This is a genomic window from Pseudoxanthomonas sangjuensis (assembly GCF_010211755.1).
Classification (GTDB): domain Bacteria; phylum Pseudomonadota; class Gammaproteobacteria; order Xanthomonadales; family Xanthomonadaceae; genus Pseudoxanthomonas_A; species Pseudoxanthomonas_A sangjuensis.
This window is the reverse complement of record NZ_PDWR01000007.1, coordinates 1-19,220: the sequence shown is the minus strand read 5'-3', so window position 1 is coordinate 19,220 and position 19,220 is coordinate 1. Positions and strand designations below refer to the sequence as shown.

20 protein-coding genes and 1 riboswitch are annotated in these 19,220 nt (G+C 70.1%); of the genes, 18 read left to right on the top strand and 2 right to left on the bottom strand.

Annotated elements, in window-relative coordinates:
* Window positions 1-4 precede the first annotated feature (4 nt).
* From CSC71_RS05025 to CSC71_RS04945, 18 genes are all read left to right on the top strand, one after another.
* A complete protein-coding gene (locus tag CSC71_RS05025; RefSeq protein ID WP_162373264.1) occupies window positions 5-571 on the top strand; it encodes a COG4648 family protein in 567 nt (188 codons plus the stop codon).
* A complete protein-coding gene (locus CSC71_RS05020) occupies window positions 564-2,225 on the top strand; it encodes an ApeI family dehydratase (RefSeq protein WP_162373263.1) in 1,662 nt (553 codons plus the stop codon). The genes CSC71_RS05025 and CSC71_RS05020 overlap by 8 nt, the downstream gene beginning before the upstream one ends.
* A complete protein-coding gene (locus CSC71_RS05015; RefSeq protein ID WP_162373262.1) occupies window positions 2,218-2,991 on the top strand; it encodes a glycosyltransferase family 2 protein in 774 nt (257 codons plus the stop codon). Before CSC71_RS05020 ends, CSC71_RS05015 begins: the two co-directional genes overlap by 8 nt.
* The gene (locus CSC71_RS05010) at window positions 2,988-3,935 is read left to right on the top strand and encodes a lysophospholipid acyltransferase family protein (protein ID WP_162373261.1); all 948 of its coding nucleotides are present in this window, start codon (window positions 2,988-2,990) and stop codon (window positions 3,933-3,935) included. The genes CSC71_RS05015 and CSC71_RS05010 overlap by 4 nt, the downstream gene beginning before the upstream one ends.
* Entirely contained in the window at window positions 3,916-5,469 is a 1,554-nt protein-coding gene (locus tag CSC71_RS05005; protein ID WP_162373260.1) for an HAL/PAL/TAL family ammonia-lyase, read from the top strand. Before CSC71_RS05010 ends, CSC71_RS05005 begins: the two co-directional genes overlap by 20 nt.
* Window positions 5,459-5,878 carry an acyl-CoA thioesterase gene (locus CSC71_RS05000; RefSeq protein ID WP_162373259.1) on the top strand — a complete coding sequence of 140 codons (420 nt, stop codon included), beginning with the start codon at window positions 5,459-5,461 and terminating at the stop codon, window positions 5,876-5,878. Before CSC71_RS05005 ends, CSC71_RS05000 begins: the two co-directional genes overlap by 11 nt.
* Window positions 5,879-5,886: 8 nt before the next feature.
* A complete protein-coding gene (locus CSC71_RS04995) occupies window positions 5,887-6,498 on the top strand; it encodes an outer membrane lipoprotein carrier protein LolA (protein ID WP_246191996.1) in 612 nt (203 codons plus the stop codon).
* Window positions 6,491-8,866 (top strand): MMPL family transporter, encoded by a 2,376-nt coding sequence (locus CSC71_RS04990; protein WP_425501922.1) that lies wholly within the window; start codon window positions 6,491-6,493, stop codon window positions 8,864-8,866. Before CSC71_RS04995 ends, CSC71_RS04990 begins: the two co-directional genes overlap by 8 nt.
* Window positions 8,863-10,098 carry an NAD(P)/FAD-dependent oxidoreductase gene (locus tag CSC71_RS04985; protein WP_162373256.1) on the top strand — a complete coding sequence of 412 codons (1,236 nt, stop codon included), beginning with the start codon at window positions 8,863-8,865 and terminating at the stop codon, window positions 10,096-10,098. The genes CSC71_RS04990 and CSC71_RS04985 overlap by 4 nt, the downstream gene beginning before the upstream one ends.
* Window positions 10,086-10,661 (top strand): DUF3261 domain-containing protein, encoded by a 576-nt coding sequence (locus tag CSC71_RS04980; RefSeq protein ID WP_246191994.1) that lies wholly within the window; start codon window positions 10,086-10,088, stop codon window positions 10,659-10,661. Before CSC71_RS04985 ends, CSC71_RS04980 begins: the two co-directional genes overlap by 13 nt.
* Window positions 10,658-11,848 carry a beta-ketoacyl-ACP synthase gene (locus CSC71_RS04975; RefSeq protein WP_246191992.1) on the top strand — a complete coding sequence of 397 codons (1,191 nt, stop codon included), beginning with the start codon at window positions 10,658-10,660 and terminating at the stop codon, window positions 11,846-11,848. Before CSC71_RS04980 ends, CSC71_RS04975 begins: the two co-directional genes overlap by 4 nt.
* Window positions 11,849-11,862: 14 nt before the next feature.
* Window positions 11,863-12,321 carry a hotdog family protein gene (locus CSC71_RS04970; protein WP_162373253.1) on the top strand — a complete coding sequence of 153 codons (459 nt, stop codon included), beginning with the start codon at window positions 11,863-11,865 and terminating at the stop codon, window positions 12,319-12,321.
* Complete coding sequence (locus CSC71_RS04965) at window positions 12,318-13,049, top strand: 3-ketoacyl-ACP reductase FabG2 (protein WP_162373252.1); 732 nt, start codon at window positions 12,318-12,320, stop codon at window positions 13,047-13,049. The genes CSC71_RS04970 and CSC71_RS04965 overlap by 4 nt, the downstream gene beginning before the upstream one ends.
* Window positions 13,046-14,305: a beta-ketoacyl-ACP synthase gene (locus CSC71_RS04960; protein ID WP_162373251.1), complete on the top strand. Its 1,260-nt coding sequence runs from the start codon at window positions 13,046-13,048 to the stop codon at window positions 14,303-14,305. The genes CSC71_RS04965 and CSC71_RS04960 overlap by 4 nt, the downstream gene beginning before the upstream one ends.
* A gap of 41 nt (window positions 14,306-14,346) precedes the next feature.
* Window positions 14,347-14,868 carry a hypothetical protein gene (locus CSC71_RS04955; RefSeq protein ID WP_211367871.1) on the top strand — a complete coding sequence of 174 codons (522 nt, stop codon included), beginning with the start codon at window positions 14,347-14,349 and terminating at the stop codon, window positions 14,866-14,868.
* Window positions 14,869-14,925: 57 nt separating this feature from the next.
* Window positions 14,926-15,023: riboswitch (TPP riboswitch) on the top strand.
* Window positions 15,024-15,095: 72 nt separating this feature from the next.
* The gene (gene thiC, locus CSC71_RS04950; protein WP_162373249.1) at window positions 15,096-16,973 is read left to right on the top strand and encodes a phosphomethylpyrimidine synthase ThiC; all 1,878 of its coding nucleotides are present in this window, start codon (window positions 15,096-15,098) and stop codon (window positions 16,971-16,973) included.
* A gap of 50 nt (window positions 16,974-17,023) precedes the next feature.
* Window positions 17,024-17,194, top strand: a complete 171-nt coding sequence (locus tag CSC71_RS15395) for a hypothetical protein (protein ID WP_170295386.1) — start codon at window positions 17,024-17,026, stop codon at window positions 17,192-17,194.
* 1 nt (window position 17,195) lies between these two features.
* Entirely contained in the window at window positions 17,196-17,873 is a 678-nt protein-coding gene (locus tag CSC71_RS04945) for an ion channel (RefSeq protein ID WP_162373248.1), read from the top strand.
* Window positions 17,874-17,926: 53 nt separating this feature from the next.
* Here CSC71_RS04945 and ppa read toward each other — a convergent pair whose 3' ends face one another.
* On the bottom strand, window positions 17,927-18,460 hold the full coding sequence (gene ppa / locus CSC71_RS04940; RefSeq protein ID WP_162373247.1) for an inorganic diphosphatase: 534 nt from the start codon (window positions 18,458-18,460) through the stop codon (window positions 17,927-17,929).
* A gap of 70 nt (window positions 18,461-18,530) precedes the next feature.
* Window positions 18,531-19,193: a murein L,D-transpeptidase catalytic domain family protein gene (locus CSC71_RS04935; RefSeq protein WP_246192011.1), complete on the bottom strand. Its 663-nt coding sequence runs from the start codon at window positions 19,191-19,193 to the stop codon at window positions 18,531-18,533.
* Window positions 19,194-19,220: the final 27 nt, after the last annotated feature.

Sequence of the window (19,220 nt, the reverse complement as noted above, 5' to 3'; positions counted from 1 at the left end):
CACGATGAAGCGTGCCTGGGCTTTCCTGCTCGCGGCCGTCACCGTCGCGTACCCGCTGCTGGTCTACGCCGCATTGGGCAGGTTCGAGCCGCGCTGGCTTTCGCTGTTGCTGCTCGGCGTGGCGTTGCTGCGCGCGGCGACGGCGCGGCAGTCGTGGTGGTGGGTGGTCGCCGCCTGCGCCGCGGTGCTGGCGCTGCTGTCCACGGCGTTCAATGCGGCATTGCCGTTGAAGCTGTACCCGGTGCTGGTTAACGCGACCCTGCTGGCTGTGTTCGCCGCCAGCCTGCGCTGGCCGCCGAGCGCGATCGAGCGCATCGCGCGGATCCGCCATCCCGACCTGCCGCCGCGCGGCGTGGCCTACACGCGCAAGGTGACATGGACGTGGTGCGGTTTCTTCGCGCTCAACGGATCGATCGCACTGGCCACCGCGCTGTGGGCCGGCGAGCGTGTCTGGGCGCTGTACAACGGCCTGGTCGCCTACGTGCTGATCGGCCTGCTGTTCGCCGGCGAATGGTGGGTGCGCCAGCGCGTTATGCGGGGCGCGCCGACAGGGAGCGGGGCGCATGGCTGAGTGGATCGGCCTGGAGCGGATCGCGTTGGCGCCGCACCGCGAGCGCGCCGGGCACGCGCGATTCGTGCAGCGCGCCCGCGATTGGCACGCGGCCTTCGCCGCGCGCGCGGAAAGCGATTGGGCGCTGTTCTTCGAAGACGCGGGCGAGTTCGCCGCCGCGCTGTTCGGCGCCTGGCATGCGGGCAAGCGCGTGTTCCTGCCCGGCGACGCGCTGCCGGCCACGCTGGAAAGCATCGCAACGCAGGCGCAGGGCTTCGCCGGCGACATCCCCGCAGCGCATGCGCCGCTGGCCGCACCCGGAAGCAGCGGCGACGGCCGCGGCATGCAGGCGCTGGACAGCCGTGCGACGCGACTGGTCGTGTTCACCTCCGGCAGCACCGGCACGCCGGCCGCGCTGGAGAAACAGCTGTGCCAGCTCGAACGCGAGGTCGAGGCGCTGCAATCGGCGTTCGGCGACGGCCTCGACGGCGCGGTCGTGCACGGCACGGTCTCGCACCAGCACATCTACGGCCTGCTGTTCCGCGTGCTGTGGCCGCTGGCGGCGGGGCGCGAAGTGGCGCCACGCAGCTTCTTCCACGAAGAACTGCTGGCAATTCCCGGCGACGGTCCGCTGCTGCTGGTCAGCAGCCCCGCGCACCTGAAGCGCCTGCCGGAACGCTTCGACGCAACGCCGCTGCATGGCCGCCTGCGCGCGGTGTTCTCGTCCGGCGGCGCGCTGCCGGCGCAGGCCGCGATCGAGGCGCGGCGCGTGTTCGGCGTGGCGCCGACCGAGATCTTCGGCAGCAGCGAGACCGGGGGCATCGCCTGGCGGCGCTGGGACGACGACGTGCCGGCGTGGCGCGCGCTGCCCGGCGTGCAATGGCGGCTCGCCGGCGACGCACTCGAGGTCGATTCGCCGTACCTGCCGCCGGCCACGGGCTGGTGGCGGACGACGGACCGCGCCGAAAGCGATGGCCATGGTGGCTTCCGCCTGCTCGGCCGCGCCGACCGCATCGCCAAGATCGAGGAGCGCCGCGTTTCGCTCGACGCACTCGAGCGCGCGCTCGCCACGCATCCGTTCGTGCGCGAGGCGCGCGTGGTGGTGCTCGAGGGCGCGCGCAGCGTGCTCGCCGCGGCGGTCGCGACCAGCGACGAAGGCAAGGCGCAATTGCAGGCGCTCGGTCGCCGCGGGTTCGCGAAGCAGCTCGACGCGCACCTGTCGGACAGCCAGGACGCGGTCACGCGGCCGCGGCGCTGGCGCTTCGTCGACGGGCTGCCGGTCGACGCGCAGGGCAAGACCACGCAGGCGGCGCTGCTTGCGCTGTTCCGGCCGGCGCAGCCGCAGCCGCGTTGGCTGCAGCGCGATGCGCGGTCGGCCGAACTCGCGCTCGAACTCGATCCGCGGCTGCTGGCGTTCGATGGGCACTTCCCGCAGGCGCCGATCCTGCCCGGCGTGGTGCAAACCGACTGGGCGATCCGCTTCGGCCGCGAGGCCTTCGCGCTGCCGCCGCGCTTCCTGCGGCTGGAGGCGCTGAAGTTCCAGCAGGTCGCGCGGCCGGGTCAGGTCCTGCGCCTGCGCCTGGACTGGAACCCGGAAGGCGGCGTGCTGTCGTTCCGCTACGATTCGGAAGCCGGCGCGCACGCCGGCGGACGCGCGGTGTTCGGCGATGGATAAGGAAGCCGCCCGTCGGATACCCGGATTCGACCCGCTGGTGCTGATCCCGGTCTACGACCACGAGCACGCGATCGGCGGGGTGGTGGGGCGCGTGCTCGCCCACGGCCGGCGCTGCCTGCTGGTCGACGACGGCTCGCACGCGGCCTGCGCCGCCGTGCTCGACGAACTCGCGCGCCTGCCCGGCGTGCAGCTGCTGCGTCTGCCGCGGAACCTCGGCAAGGGCGGGGCGGTGATGGCCGGCTTTCGCGAGGCCGCGCGGCTCGGCGCGACCCATGCATTGCAGATCGACGCCGACGGCCAGCACGACGCCGGCGACATTCCCGCCTTCCTCGACGACGCGCGGCGCAACCCGGACGCGGTGGTCTGCGGCGTGCCGCGCTACGACGCGAGCGTGCCGAAGTCGCGGCTGTACGGTCGCTACCTGACCCACGTCTGGGTCTGGATCAACACGCTGTCGCTGGACATCCGCGACACGATGTGCGGCTTCCGCGTGTACCCGCTGGCGCCGGTACTGGCGCTGCTCGACGCGGAACGGCCCGGCAGCCGCATGGACTTCGACACCGAGATCCTCGTGCGGCTGTACTGGCGCGACGTGCGCATCGTCGAACGCGGGACGCGGGTGACCTATCCGGCCGACGGCGTCTCGCACTTCGATGTGTGGCGCGACAACCTGCATATCAGCCGCATGCACGCGAAGCTGTTCTTCGGCATGCTGCGGCGCGCGCCGCGGCTGCTCGCGCGGCGCTGGCGCGGAGGCGCGCGATGAGCGGCGCGACGGCACGGCACTGGGCCGAGATCGGCGAGACCACCTCGGTCGCCGGCATCCGCCTGCTGTGCGCGGTGCGGCGCCTGCTCGGCCGTGGCGTGTTCCGTTTCTGCCTGTCGCCGGTGGTGCTCGTGCACTGGCTGCTCAACGGCGAAGCGCGCCGCGCGTCGCTGCAATACCTGCGCCGCCTCCACGGGCACGCGGGCGCGTTCGCGAAGGCGCCCGGATGGCGGGAAAGCCTGCGCCATTTCCGCGTGTTCGCCGAAACCCTGCTCGACAAGATCCTCGCGCTCGGCGGCGAATATCCGCTGCACCGGGTCCGCGTGCACCGGCAGGGCGTGCTGGAACTGCTCGCCGCCGGCCGCGGCGGCGTGATCGTGACCGCGCACATCGGTTGCCTCGAGCTGTGCCAGGCGTTGGCCGACGAAGTGCCGGGTTTCCGCATGACCGCGCTGGTGCACACGCGCCACGCCGAGCGCTTCAATCGCCTGCTGAACCGGCTCGACGGCCACGGGCGCATCCGCCTGCTGCAGGTCGACGAGATCGACCCGGCGACCGCGGCGCGGCTCGGCGAACGGGTCGCGCGCGGCGAGTTCGTCGCCATCGCCGGCGACCGCGTGCCGGTGCGCGGCGGCCGGCACGCCGTCGTCGACTTCCTCGGCTGCCCGGCGCCGTTCCCGATCGGCGCCTACGTGCTCGCCGCAGCGCTGCATTGCCCGTTGTTCACGATGTCGTGCCTGCATGCCGGCGACGGCTACGAAGTGCGTTTCGACGAATTCGCCGCCCGCGTCGAGTTGCCGCGCCGCACGCGCGATGCCGCGCTGGCCGGCCATGCCGCGCGCTTCGCGCAATGGCTCGAGGCGCAACTGCGCGCCTCGCCCTACGATTGGTTCAATTTCTTCCCCTTCTGGGACCAGGTGGCCGATGTCCGCAATTCCCCATGACCCGCCCGCGGCCGTGTTCGGCGCGGCCCCGTTGCGCATCGAGGACGTGGTCGCGCTGTCGCGGCGCCGGACCGAGGCGCGGCTGTCCGCCGATGCGGGGTTCCGCGCGCGCATCGACAAGGGCGCCGCCTTCCTCGATCGCGTGCTCGGCGAGGACGGGGTGATCTACGGCGTCACCACCGGCTACGGCGATTCGTGCACCACCAGCATTCCGGCGGAGCTGGTGCGCGAGCTGCCGCACCACCTGTTCGCCTACCACGGCTGCGGCCTCGGCCGCTTCCTCGATGCGGAGGAAACCCGCGCGGTGCTCGCCGCCCGCCTCGCTTCGCTGTCGCTGGGCATGTCCGGGGTCAGCCTGGCGTTGCTCGAAGGCCTCGAGCGACTGCTGCGCCACGACGTGCTGCCGCTGATCCCGGCCGAGGGTTCGGTCGGCGCCAGCGGCGACCTCACGCCGCTGTCCTACGTCGCCGCGGTGCTGTGCGGCGAGCGCGAAGTGCTGCACGGCGGCGTGCGCCGCCCGGCCGGCGCCGCGCTCGCCGAAATCGGCATGGCGCCGCTGCGGCTGCGGCCGAAGGAAGGCCTGGCGATCATGAACGGCACCGCGGTGATGACCGGCCTCGCCTGCCTGGCGTGGAAGCGCGCCGACTACCTGTCGCGGCTGGCGACGCGGGTGACGGCGTACAACGTGCTGGCCAGCGCCGGCAACGCGCACCACTTCGACGAGGTGCTGTTCGCGGCCAAGCCGCACCCGGGGCAGGGCCGGATCGCGCGGCGCCTGCGCGAGGACCTGCACAGCGACCGCCCGCCGCGCAACGAGCAGCGCCTGCAGGACCGCTATTCGCTGCGCTGCGCGCCGCACGTGATCGGCGTGCTCGAGGACGCCCTTCCGTTCCTGCGCCAGCTGATCGAAACCGAGCTCAACAGCGCCAACGACAATCCGTTGATCGACCCGGAGCAGGAAAAGATCCTGCACGGCGGGCATTTCTACGGCGGCCATATCGCACTGGCGATGGACACGCTGAAGAACGCGGTGGCCAACGTCGCCGACCTGCTCGACCGCCAGCTCGCGCTGCTGGTCGATACCCGTTACAACCACGGCCTGCCGGCCAACCTGTCCGGCGCCGACGGCCCGCGCGCGGCGATCAACCACGGGCTGAAGGCGCTGCAGATCAGCGTGTCGGCGTGGACCGCCGAGGCGCTGAAGCAGACCATGCCGGCATCGGTATTCTCGCGCTCGACCGAGTGCCACAACCAGGACAAGGTCAGCATGGGCACGATCGCCGCGCGCGACTGCCTGCGCGTGCTCGAGCTCGCCGAACAGGTCGCCGCGGCGATGCTGGTCGCCGCGCGCCAGGGCGTCGAACTGCGCCGGCGCGCCGACCCGCAGGCGCAGCTGACCGGCGCGCCGGCGCGGATGCATGCGGACCTGTGCGGACGCATCGCCCTGGTCGGCGAGGACCGCGCGCTGGACGGCGAGCTGCGCGCGCTGGTCGATGCGATCCGCGCCGAAGAGTGGGTGCTGTATGCCGACTGATCTTTCCATCGAGATCGAGCTGAGCCCGGCCTTCCACGACTGCGACCCGATGCAGGTGGTCTGGCACGGCAACTATTTCCGCTACCTGGAGCTGGCGCGTTGCGCGCTGCTGCAGCGCTTCGACTACGACTATCCGCAGATGCAGGCCTCCGGCTGGCTGTGGCCGGTGGTCGACGCGCGGATCAAGTACCTGCGCCCGCTGCGTTACGGGCAAAAGCTGCGGGTGCGCGCGGAAATCGTCGAATGGGAGAACCGGCTGCGCCTGGAATACCGGATCCACGACGCCGGCAGCGGCGAGAAGCTGACCAGCGCGTGCACGGTGCAGGTCGCGGTCGACGCCGCTTCGGGCGAGATGCAGTACGTATCGCCGCCGGTACTGTGGGAAAGATTGGGAGTGAAGCCGGCATGAGGAAGCGGATGGCGAAATTCGCGATCGTCGCGGCGTGCCTGCTCGGCCCCGCTCCGGCGTTCGCCGCCGACGGGCTGGACATCGTCCGCCAGCGCGTCGCGCAGGTCGCGGTGCTGCGCGGCGGCTTCGAGCAGGAGAAACAGGTCGCCGGATTCAGGAACCCGCTGCGCTCGCAGGGCCGCTTCGTGCTCGCCCGCGGCAAGGGCGTGGTCTGGACCACGCTGCAGCCGTTCCCGTCCGAACTGGTCGTCACCCGCGACCGCATCCTCAGCCGCCAGCGCGACGGCAGCCTGCGCGTCGAGGTCGACGCGCGCCAGCAGCCGGCGATGCGCTCGGTCAACGCGGTGATGTTCTCGCTGATGAGCGGCGACGTCGGCGCGCTGGCCTCGCGCTTCGACCTCCAGGCGCAGGCGCTGCCGGGCGATGCATGGAAACTGACCCTGAAGCCGAAATCGGCGGCGCTGGCCCGGTCCTTCGCCAGCATCGAACTGCAGGGCGACCGCTACGTGCGCGAGGTCGGCGTCGTCGAAGGCAACGGCGACCGTACCCGGCTCAGGTTCGTCGAACTGAGCGAAACCCCGGCGCAGCTCGATGCGGACGAGGCGAGGAAGCTTGACTGATTCGCCGGCCAGCGACGGCAAGCCGGAACGCGGCTGGCGCTGGCTGGCGCTGGCGTGGCTGCTTGCCGTCGCCGCGGTCGGCTGGCACCAGTGGCGCTTCTGGCACGCGCCGCGGATCGACAGCGACGTGCTCGCGTTGCTGCCGCAGGAAGCCGGCGAGCGCGAACTGTCGGAAGTCGCGCGGCGCATCGCCGACGCCAGCGCGCGGCAGATGGTCGTGCTGCTCGGCGCGCCGGCGCCGGAACAGGCGCAGCGGGCCGAGGCGGCCTTCGTCGCCGAGCTGCAGCGGCTTCGCGAGGCGGATGCGACCGCCGTTCCGTTCGCGGCGAACGGGTCGGCGCGCGACTGGTTCGCGCAGGCGCAAGCCTTCTACGCGCCGTACCGCGACCGCCTGCTGACCGATGCGCAGCGCGAAACGCTGCAACGGGAATCGACCGATGCGCTCGCCGAACAGGCGCTCGCCGCGCTGTACGGGCCGATCGGCGCGCCGAGGCTGACCGCATGGCAAGCCGACCCGCTCAACCTGTGGCCGCAGTGGTGGCAGCAGCGCGCCGCCGGGTCCGGTCTGCGCATGGGCGAGGATGGATTGCTGCAGGGCGAAGGCCATTACTGGGCGGTACTGCAATTCGGCACGCAGGCCTCGGCGTTCCGCCTGGACGGCACGCGCCGCATCGCCGATGCGCTCGATGCCGCGACGGCGGCGGCCCGCGGCGAAGTGCCGGGATTGCGCGAACTGCGCGCCGGCGTGCCGCTGCATGCGGAAGCCGCGGCGGCGCAGGCCAACCGCGAAATCAACACCATCGGCTGGGGCTCGCTGGCGGCGGTGCTGCTGCTGGTGTGGCTGGCGTTCCGTTCGTTGCGGCCGATCGTGCTGGTCGCCGCATCGTTGTTGATCGGCGTCGCGACCGCGCTGTCGGCCACCGTCGTCGTGTTCGGCAAGGTGCACCTGCTGACGCTGATCTTCGGCGCCAGCCTGGTCGGCGTGGCCGAGGACTACGGCATCCACTGGTTCGCGTCGCGGCAGGGGCAGGCGGCGGACGCGCGCTGGAAGCTGTTGCGCCACCTGCTTCCCGGCCTGTGGCTGGCGCTGGCGACCAGCGCGGCGGCCTACCTGGCGCTCGGCCTCGCGCCGTTCCCCGGCCTGCGGCAGATGGCGCTGTTCTCGGTGGTCGGCCTGGCCGCGGCGTTCCTGACCGTGGTGTGCTGGTTCCCGTGGCTGGATCGCGGCGAATTGCGCGCAACGAGGTTCTCGCGGTGGCTCGGCGCAACGCTGCGGCGCTGGCCGCGCGCGCTGGCGAACGGGAAGTGGTGGGTCGCCGCCGCCTTCTTCGCTTTCGTCGTCGCCGGCGGCCTGTGGCGGTTGCAGAGCGACGACGACCTGCGCAGCCTGCAATCGTCGCCGCGCGCGCTGCTCGAACAACAGGCTGGAATCGGCAAGTTGATGGGCCTGCCGAGCCCCGCGCAGTTCTACCTGGTGCGCGGCGCCGACGCCGAGCAGACGCTGCGGCGCGAGGAAGCCCTGCTCGAACGCCTGCGCGGGCTCGAACACCAGCGACGCATCGCCGGCCATCGTGCGCTCTCCGACTGGATCCCGTCGCGCAAGCGGCAGGCGGAGGATGCGGCGCTGAGCGCGCGCATCGAGAACGAAGTGCTGGCGAAGGTCGGCGCCGCGCTCGGCGAAACGCCGCGGCGCGGCGAATTCTCCACGCGGCCGCTGGAACTCCGGGCCGTCCTCGACTCGCCGGTATCGCAACCGTTCCGCCAGTTGTGGCTCGGCCGGCTCGGCGATGGCGTGGCCACGGTGGTGATGATCGATGGTCTGTCGAAGGAGGCAGTAGGCGCCATGCCGGCGCAGGCCGAAGGCCTGCCCGGCGTGCGCTGGGTCGACCGCACCGCCGACTTCTCGCGCCTGCTGCGCCACTACCGCCGGCTGATGACCGGCCTGCTCGGGGTCGGCGCGGCGCTGGTGTTCGCGCTGCTGTACTGGCGCTATCGCCGCGATGCGTGGCGCGTGCTGCTGCCGACGCTGCTCGCCGGCCTGCTCGCCGTCGCCTTGCTCGGCTGGCTCGGCCTGCCGCTGCAGCTGTTCAACGTGCTGGCGCTGCTGCTGCTGCTCGGCATGGGCATCGACTACGGCATCTTCCTGCTCGAACACCGGGGCGACGCCGGCGCATGGATGGCGGTCTGCGTCGGTGCGGCCAGCACCTGGCTGTCGTTCGGCCTGCTCGGCCTGTCGGCGACGCCGGCGCTGCGCGCCTTCGGCCTGACCCTGCTGTTCGGCATCGGCGCGGTGTGGCTGCTCTCGCCGCTGTTCCGGCCCGGGCAGGCCGCGCATCCCCAATCCGAAAACCAAGGCAGTACGCGATGAAAACCGAACGCACGGAAATACTGATCGTTGGCGCCGGCCCCGCCGGTTCGATCGCTGCGGCGCTGCTGCGCAAGCAGGGACGCAAGGTGCTGATGCTGGAACGCGAGCAGTTCCCGCGCTTCTCGATCGGCGAGAGCCTGCTGCCGCAGAGCATGGAATACATCGAGGCCGCCGGACTGATGCAGGACGTGGTCGAGGCCGGCTTCCAGTACAAGAACGGCGCCGCCTTCGAATGGAACGGCCGGCGCACGCAATTCGACTTCCGCGACAAGTTCTCGCCGGGCTGGGGCACGACCTACCAGGTACAGCGCGCCGACTTCGACCACGTGCTGGCGAAGGGTGCCGAGCGAATGGGCGCGGAAGTGCGCTACCGCCACGAAGTGCTGTCGGTCGAACCGGGCGCGACGCCGCGGGTGGTCGCGCGCGCGCCGGAAGGCGGGGAGTACGCGATCGAGGCCGACTTCATCCTCGACGCCAGCGGCTTCGCGCGCCTGTTGCCGCGGATGCTCGGCCTCGAGTCGCCATCGGACTTCCCGGTGCGCGGCGCCATCTTCACCCACGTGCGCGACCATATCGCGACGGGCAGCGGCTTCGACCGCGACAAGATCCTGATCACCACGCATCCGCAGCACATCGACGTATGGTTCTGGACCATCCCGTTCTCGAACGGCTGCTGCTCGCTCGGGGTGGTCGCAGGGCGCGAATTCCTCGATCGCTACCCGGGCAGCGGCCTCGAGCGCCTGCAGGCCATCGTCGGCGAAGTGCCGAACCTGCGCGAACTGCTGAAGGACGCCGAGTGGGAAATCATGCCGGCGCGGCAGATCGTCGGCTATTCGGCCAACGTGTCGTCGCTGTGGGGGCCGGGCTACGCGCTGCTCGGCAACGCCGGCGAATTCCTCGATCCGGTGTTCTCTTCCGGCGTGACCATCGCGTTCAAGTCGGCGCAGCTGGCCAGCGACTGCCTCGCGCGCCGGTATGCCGGCGAAAGCGTGGACTGGGAAACCGGGTTCGCCGCGCCGCTGCGCTACGGGGTGAAGGCGTTCCGCCGCTTCGTCGAGGCGTGGTACGAAGGCGGCTTCCAGCGGGTCATCTTCCACCGGGACCAGCAGCCCGAGGTCCGGCGGATGATCTGCTCGATCCTCGCCGGCTACGCATGGGACGAGAAGAACCCGTACGTCAACGACCCGAGCGGCCGGCGCATGCGCGCGCTGGAGGAACTGTGCGGCGCCTGATCGCCATCGCGTTCGCCGGCTTGCTGCTCGCCGCCTGCGCATCGCGCGGGCCGGCGGCGAAGCCGCCGGTCGAATTGCCGAGGCTGCATCTCGCGCCGGCGGCGTTGGGTCGCGAGATTTCCGAACAGCAGCAATTGACATTCAGGCATGGAACAAAAGAGCGAGAACTCGATGCATTGCTCGAAGTGGATGCCGGCGAAGTGCGACTGCTGGTGCAGGCAATGGGCCAGTCTGGCGTCAGGTTGAGCTGGGACGGGAAGAAACTGGCCGAGCAGCGCGCGCCGTGGTTGCCGCCGGCCGTGCGCGGTGGACGCGTGCTGGACGACCTGCAGTTCGCGTTATGGCCGCTGGATTCCATTCGCAAGGCACTGCCGGCGGGATGGCATGTCGAGGAGATCGATGGGGAGCGCCGTCTGTCCGATGCCGAATCCAATGTCTGGCTGACATCGAAGCTCGAAAGTTCTTTGGGATGGATAGTGTTGGACAACCGGGCGGAAGACTACGAGCTTATAGTTCACTTTCCGCGCACCGACCTCCCGCCCATGCCGGAAGCGTCGCCGTGAACCCCGCGCCGGTCTATCTCAACGAACTGGGCATCGTCTGCGCGCTCGGCAACGGCGCCGACGCGGTCCGCGCGAACCTGTTCGCCGCCGATGCGCCGCGCGGCGTGGCCGACGACGACACGCTGGTCCCGGGCCGCAACCTCGCGCTCGGTTCCGCCGGCGCGACGCTGCCCGACCTGTCCGATTGCGCCCCGATCCTGCGCAGCCGCAACAACGCGCTGCTGCGGCTGGCCTGGCTGCAGGTCCGCGCCGCGGTGCAAGACGCGATCTCGCGCTTCGGCGCGCAGCGCGTCGCCATCGTGCTCGGCACCAGCACCTCGGGGATCGGGGAAGCCGAACGGGCCTTCCTGCACCGGCGCGAAAGCGAGGTGTTCCCCGGCGGATTCCACTACGCCCAGATGGAGATGGCGGCGCCGTCGCATTTCCTCGCCCGCGAATCCGGCGCGCGCGGTCCGGCGTGGACGGTGTCCACCGCGTGCTCGTCCAGCGCCAAGGCGATGGCCTCGGCGGCGCGCCTGCTGCGCGCCGGCATCGTCGACGTGGTGGTCGCGGGCGGCGTCGATTCGCTGTGCCGCTTCACCGTCGCCGGCTTCGGCGCGCTCGAGGCGGTGTCGGCGAAGCGCTGCAATCCGTTCTCGCGCAACCGCGCTGGCATCAACATCGGCGAGGGCGCGGCGCTGTTCGTGATGAGCCGCGAGCCCGGCCCGGTGCGCCTGTCGGGCTGGGGCGAAAGCTCCGACGCCCATCACATGTCGGCGCCGGACCCGGAAGGCGCCGGCGCGGCTGCGGCGATCCGCGAGGCGCTGGCGCGCGCGCAACTGCTGCCGGCGCAGATCGGTTACGTCAATCTGCACGGCACCGCCACGCCGCACAACGATGCGATGGAAAGCCGCGCGGTCGCGGAAACGCTGGGCCGCGAGGTCCCGGCCAGTTCGACCAAGCCGCTGACCGGGCACGCGCTCGGCGCGGCCGGCGCGATCGAGGCCGCGCTGTGCTGGCTGTCGATGCACGACAATGCGGCGGGCCTGCTGCCGCCGCACTGGTGGGACGGCGCGGCCGATCCGGAATTGCCGCCGCTGCGGCTGGTCGCGCCGGGCGAACGCGCCATTGCGCCGTTGCGCCACGCGCTGAGCCAGTCGTTCGCTTTCGGTGGCAGCAACGCGGCGCTGGTGCTTTCGAGGGAATGATTCCAGAGGACGCAATGAACAGGCCCCTTTACGACATCGAGCAGGTCGTCCCGCATCGCGGGGCGATGCGCCTGGTCGACCGCCTGCTCGACTGGGACGAGGATCGCGCCGTGGTCGGGCTGACCGTGCCGGTCGATGGTCCCTTCCACGAAGCCGGCGGCGTGCCGGCCTGGGTCGGCATCGAGTACATGGCCCAGGCCATCGCTGCCTGGGCGGGATGCCAGGCGCGCGCGCGCGGGGAAGCGCCGAAGATCGGCTTCCTGCTCGGCAGCCGCCGCTACGTGACCGATATTGGCCACTTCGCCGCCGGCAGCGTGCTGCGGGTGGAGGCGGAACGCGAGCTGTTCGGCGACAATGGCCTGGGGATGTTCGCCTGCCGGATCCTGGACGGCGAACGCGTATTGGCCAGCGCCAACGTCTCGGTGTTCCAGCCGGCGGACGCACGGGCCTATCTGGAGAACAAGCCAACATGAGCGGGAACCCGAGCGTCCTGGTCACCGGCGCCAGCCGCGGCATCGGCCGGGCGATCGCCTTGCGTGCGGCGCAGGACGGCTACGACGTGGCCGTGCATTGCCGCAGCCGGGTCGACGAAGCGGAAAGCGTCGCCGGGCAGATCCGCGCGCTGGGCCGGCAGGCGCGCGTGCTGCGGTTCGACGTCGCCGACCGTGCCGTCAGCGCGCAGGCGATCGTCGCGGACATCGAGGCGCACGGCGCCTACTACGGCGTGGTCTGCAACGCCGGCATCGCCCGCGACGCCGCGTTCCCGGCGATGACGGGCGACGACTGGGACGCGGTGGTGCACACCAACCTCGATGCGTTCTACAACGTGCTCAACCCGCTGGTGATGCCGATGGTGCGCCGGCGCGCGCCGGGGCGCATCGTCACCATCGCCTCGGTGTCCGGGCTGGTCGGCAACCGCGGGCAGGCGAACTACAGCGCGGCCAAGGCCGGGATCATCGGCGCGACCAAGGCGCTGGCCATCGAGCTGGCCAGCCGGAAAATCACCGTCAACTGCATCGCGCCGGGGCTGATCGAAACCGAAATGCTCAGCGACGAAGTGATCGAGCACGCGCTGAAGCTGATTCCGGCCGCGCGCCTGGGCAAACCCGAGGAAGTCGCGGCGGTCGCATCGTTCCTGTTGTCGGAGCAGGCCGCGTACGTGACCCGGCAGGTGATTTCGGTCAATGGGGGAATGGCTTGAGCAACAAAGAAGGACATCCGCGCGAAGGCAGGCGCGTCGTCGTCACCGGCATCGGCGGCATCACCCCGCTCGGCCACGACTGGGCCAGCATCGGCGCGCGCCTGCGCGAGTGCCGCAACGCGGTGCGGCACATGCCGGCGTGGGATCGGTACACTGGCCTGAACACGCGCCTGGCGGCACCCGCGCCTGCGTTCGAGCTGTCGCCCGCCTACAACCGCAAGAACACCCGCAGCATGGGGCGGGTGGCATTGATGTCGGTGCGCGCGACCGAGCTGGCGTTGCAGCAGGCCGGCCTGCTCGGCGACCCGTTGCTGGGCAGCGGCAAGGTCGGCGTGTCCTACGGCTCGTCGGCCGGCAGCCACGAGGCGATCGCCGAGTTCGGCCGCATGCTCAACGAGCACACCACCGAAGGCATCAACGCGACCACCTACCTGAAGATGATGAGCCACACCGCGCCGGTCAACATCGGCGTGTTCTTCGGCCTGACCGGGCGCGTCGTCACCACGTCCAGCGCCTGCACCTCGGGCAGCCAGGGCATCGGCTCGGCCTACGAACTGATCCGCGCGGGCAGGCAGGTGGCGATGCTGGCCGGCGGTTCGGAGCAGCTCGACGCCACCGCCGCGGCGGTGTTCGACACCCTGTTCGCGACCAGCGTGCAGAACGATGCGCCGGAAACCACGCCGCGTCCGTTCGATGCGCGCCGCGACGGCCTGGTGCTGGGCGAAGGCGCGTGCACGCTGGTGCTGGAAGAGCTCGGGCACGCGCGGGCGCGCGGCGCGAACATCCTCGCCGAGATCGTCGGCTACGGCAGCAACAGCGACGGCCAGCACGTGACCCAACCGAGCAGCGCGACGATGGCGCAGGCGATGCGCCTGGCGCTGGAGGACGCGGGCGTGGACGCGGCGCAGGTCGGCTACGTCAACGCGCACGGCACCGCCACCGAGCATGGCGACATCGCCGAATCGCAGGCCACCGCGCAGGTGTTCGGCGCGAAGGTGCCGGTCGGCACGCTGAAGAGCTACGTCGGCCACATGCTCGGCGCGTGCGGCTCGTTCGAGGCGTGGGCGACGATCATGATGATGAACGAAGGCTGGTTCGCGCCGAACCTGAACCTGGTCGAGCGCGATCCGCGTTGCGCGGAACTCGACTACATCGTCGGTGGCGGCCGCGAATTGCAGACCGAATACGCGGTGAGCAACAACTTCGCCTTCGGCGGGATCAATACCTCGCTGGTGTTCCGCCGCTGGCGGGATTGAAGCGCGCTTCTTTCGTGCCAAACAGGAAAAGGGAGATGAAAATGGAGAAGTTCCCGGGATACGGGCTGTGGGTGGCCGCTTTCTTCGTCGTGCCGGCCACCGCGATGGCTGCCGACACGATCAAGATTGCCAAAGTCGTTCCGTACCAGGACGTGAAAGCGGTTGAATCCACCAACCTGTCCAAGTGCGACTGGAACCGGAAACTGAGCCAGTTGATCGTGAAGAAGTCCCGCGGTCGGGTCGAGGCCGTCGACGCCGAGCTGGCTTCGGTGGGTGGGAAGACGCTCGAACTGGTCATCACCATGGCGCATACCGCCGGCGGCGGCGGGATATCGGGTCCGAAATTCGGTCGGGTCAGGGGCGAATTGCGCGACGGGGACAAGCTGCTGGGCAACTTCAGTATCAAGCGAGCGACGGCGCGGCCCTTTACCTTCTCGGTCTGCGGTCCGCTGGACAAGGTCGCCGAGGCGCTGTCGGGCGATATCGTCGATTGGCTGGAGAATCCGACGATCGATCCGAATGCCGGCAAGGCCGACGGATCCGACGAAGACGCGCAGTCCTGATGCGGTCGTGCGCGGCGGGTATCTCGGTCGCCTGCCGTGCTTTTGTGGTCTAATTGCGCGCAGAAGCGGGGGTACCGGGCCACGGCCCGGTTGAGACAGACCCTTCGAACCTGATCCGGTTGAGACCGGCGTAGGGAAGCTTCGCGGGACGCGCCCGCCTGCGCGTTCCCGTGCCGCCGCTTCGTCCGCGACGCGAATTCCTCGCGCGCCCGACCAGGACGAACCGCATGAACGCCGTACCCAACGCCCTGCTGCAGCAGACCGAGCAGCTTTCCGAATACGTCACCCGGCCGATCCCCGGCTCGCGCAAGGTCTTCGTCGAAGGCTCGCGCGCCGACATCCGCGTGCCGATGCGCGAGATCGCGCTGACCAGGACCCCGACCCTGTTCGGCGGCGAAGACAATCCGCCGGTCACGGTCTACGACTGCTCCGGCCCGTACACCGACCCGGACGCGCGCATCGACCTGTCGCGCGGCCTGCCGGCGCTGCGCGCGAAGTGGATCGAGGAGCGCGGCGATACGGAACCGCTCGCCACGCTGAGCTCGGAATTCGGCCGCGCGCGCGAAAGCAACCCGAAGCTCGACGCGGTGCGCTTCCCCAACCGGGCGCTGCCCCGCCGCGCGAAGGCCGGCGCCAACGTGACGCAGATGCATTACGCCAGGCGCGGCATCGTTACCCCGGAAATGGAGTTCGTCGCGATCCGCGAGAACCAGCGCCTCGAGGCGGTGCGCGACGCCGGCCTGCTGGCGCAGCATCCGGGCGAAAGCTTCGGCGCGAGCATCCAGGAGCTCATCACCCCCGAGTTCGTGCGCGACGAGATCGCCCGCGGCCGTGCGATCCTGCCGAACAACATCAACCACCCGGAAAGCGAGCCGATGATCATCGGCCGCAACTTCCTGACCAAGATCAACGCCAACATCGGCAACAGCGCGGTGTCGTCAGGGATTGCGGAAGAGGTCGAGAAGCTGGTGTGGGCGATCCGCTGGGGCGGCGACACGGTGATGGACCTGAGCACCGGCAAGCACATCCACGAGACCCGCGAATGGATCGTGCGTAATTCGCCGGTGCCGATCGGCACGGTGCCGATCTACCAGGCGCTGGAGAAGGTCGACGGCCGCGCCGAGGAACTCACCTGGGAGATCTTCCGCGACACCCTGATCGAGCAGGCCGAGCAGGGCGTGGATTACTTCACCATCCACGCCGGCGTGCTGCTGCGCTACGTGCCGCTGACCGCCAAGCGCGTGACCGGCATCGTCTCCCGCGGCGGTTCGATCCTGGCCAAGTGGTGCCTGGCGCACCACAGGGAGAACTTCCTCTACACGCATTTCGAGGACATCTGCGAAATCATGAAGGCCTACGACGTGGCCTTCTCGCTGGGCGACGGCCTGCGCCCGGGCTGCATCGCCGACGCCAACGACGCCGCGCAGTTCGGCGAACTCGAAACCCTCGGCGAATTGACCAAGATCGCGTGGAAGCACGACGTCCAAACCATGATCGAAGGCCCGGGCCATGTGCCGATGCAGCTGATCAAGGAGAACATGGACAAGCAGCTGCGCGAGTGCGGCGAGGCGCCGTTCTACACGCTCGGCCCGCTGACCACCGACATCGCGCCGGGCTACGACCACATCACCAGCGCGATCGGCGCGGCGATGATCGGCTGGTACGGCACCGCGATGCTCTGCTACGTGACGCCGAAGGAACACTTGGGCCTGCCCAACCGCCAGGACGTGCGCGACGGCATCATGGCCTACAAGATCGCCGCGCACGCGGCCGACCTGGCCAAGGGCCATCCCGGCGCGCAGGTGCGCGACAACGCGCTGTCGAAGGCGCGCTTCGAGTTCCGCTGGGAGGACCAGTTCCACCTCGGCCTGGATCCGGAGAAGGCCAAGGAGTTCCACGACGAGACCTTGCCGAAGGAAGCGCACAAGCTGGCGCACTTCTGCAGCATGTGCGGCCCGCACTTCTGTTCGATGAAGATCACCCAGGACGTGCGCGATTACGCCGCCGAACACGGGGTCGACGAGAAGGCGGCGCTGGAAGCGGGCATGGCCGAGAAGTCGGCGCAGTTCCGCGAGCAGGGCGCCGAGGTCTACCGGCAGGGGTGAAGCCTGCTGGGGTAGACTCGGGCGCATTCGCGCAGAGCGGGAGCCGTCGCATGGGTGAAAGAACTTCCACCACCGTGGTCAAGGCGGGCGTCAGCTTCGGCTCCGCCCTGGCCATCGCCATTTCCTGGAGCGCGAACAAGTCGCTGCTGTGGGCGATCATCCACGGCCTGCTGTCGTGGATCTACGTGGTCTACTACGCGCTGGTCTACCATTTCCGCTGAGATGCGGCCGAATGGATTCCGCTGGCTGGCCACCTTGCGCCGGCACCCGGCCGGCCTGCTGCTGGCGGTGCAGCTGCTCGGCGTGCTGCTGTATCCGTTCATGGAGGACACGCCGGCCGGTCGCGCGCTGTTCAACGCCTTCGGCGTCGGCGTGCTGTCGCTGGTCATCTGGGTGGTCCGGCGCGGCCGCACGACGGACTGGGTCGCGTGGGCATTGGCGCTGCCGGCGGTGCTGGCGACGCTGACGGCGAACTTCCTGCACCTGCCGGCGCTGCTGCCGTTCGCGCAGTTGCTGGAATCGCTGCTGTATTTCTACGCGGCCGGCGGCCTGATGTTCTACATGCTCAGCGATCACCACGTCACCACCGACGAACTGATCGCGGCCGGCGCGACCTTCACCCTGCTGGCGTGGGCCTTCGCCTTCGCCTTCGCCGCCTGCCAGGCGTGGTTGCCGGGCAGCTTCGGCATCGGTGTCGATCCCGCCCATCCGCGCAGCTGGCTGGAACTGCTGTTCCTCAGCTTCAGCCTGCTGTCCGGCGTCGGCCTGAGCGACATCGCCCCGGCGACGTCGGTCGCGCGCGGCCTGACCATGCTGGCGATGTTCGCCGGGGTGATGTACATCGCCTTGGTGGTATCGCGCCTGATCGCGCTGGCCGCGGCGCGGCGGCAGGGAAGCTGAAAAAAAACGCCGCTGCAATGCAGCGGCGTTTTCCGTTCGCGGCGGCGGGCCGGTCAGCCCTTGGCGTTGTAGCTGTCGATGCCCTCGGCGATGATCCGCTTGGCTTCGGCGGCGTCGCCCCAGCGGTCCACCTTGACCCACTTGCCCTTCTCCAGGTCCTTGTAGTGCTCGAAGAAGTGGCCGATGCGCTCCAGCCAGTGCGGCGAGACCTGGCCGATGTCGTCGATGTGCGAATAGCCGTTGAAGACCTTGCTGGCGGGCACGGCGAGCAGCTTCTCGTCGCTGCCGGCTTCGTCGGTCATGCGCAGCACGCCGACCGGGCGGCAACGGATCACCGAGCCGGGGATCAGCGGCAGCGGCAGCACCACCAGCACGTCGACCGGGTCGCCGTCGCCGCCGAGGGTGTTCGGCACGTAGCCGTAGTTGCACGGGTAGCGCATCGGCGTGGACAGGATGCGGTCGACGAAGATCGCGCCGCTTTCCTTGTCCACCTCGTACTTCACCGGCTCGGAATCCTTGGGGATCTCGATGATGACGTTGATTTCGTCCGGCGGGTTCTTGCCGGTGGGGACATGGCCCAGGCCCATGGAACGGCTCCAGTAGCGTGCGGTGAGGGGCCGCCATTTTACGCGCTTGTCTGTTGCGGCGCAGCAGGACTCAGTTGGTCGCGGCGGCGGTAGCGGTGTCCGGTTGCGCCGCCACGGCATCGCCGCAGCCGGGTTGCAGCAGGCGCGAATGCCGCAGCCAGTCGGCGTCGGGGTAGTAGGCGAACACGAACGAGCCTTCGCGGATGCTGTCGATCAGCGGCTTGGCCACGGCCGGGCGGACGGCCGGACAGCCCAGGCTGCGCCCCAGCCGCCCCACGCTCTTGATCAGCGCCGGGCTGACGTACGGTGCGCCATGGATGACGATGGCGCGATCGCGGGCCTGGTCGTTGTAGCCCGGTTCCAGCCCGCGCAGGCGCAGCGAATAGCCGTTGTGGCCGACGTAGGTTTCCTCGGTCTCGAAGCCGCCGAGGCTGGACATGTTGCTGCCGCTGCGGTTGGAGAAGCGCAGGGCCAGGTTTTCGCCGGTGCCGCGGCCATGCGCGACCAGTTCCTCGAACAGCAGCCGCTTGCGGGCCAGATCGAACACCCACAGCCGCGGCTGTGTCGAGGGCCGCGAATAGTCGATCACGCTGAGCGTGGCCGGGCGGCGCAGCGGGTCCGGCCGGCGCAGCGCGCAGGACATCGCGCGGGTGGCCAGCGACAGCACCTGCCGGTCCAGCGCCGGCGCGGCGCGGGCCAGTTCTTCCAGCAGCGGGGGCGCGGTGGCCGCCACGGCGGGTGTGCCCGGGGGGTGTCTTTT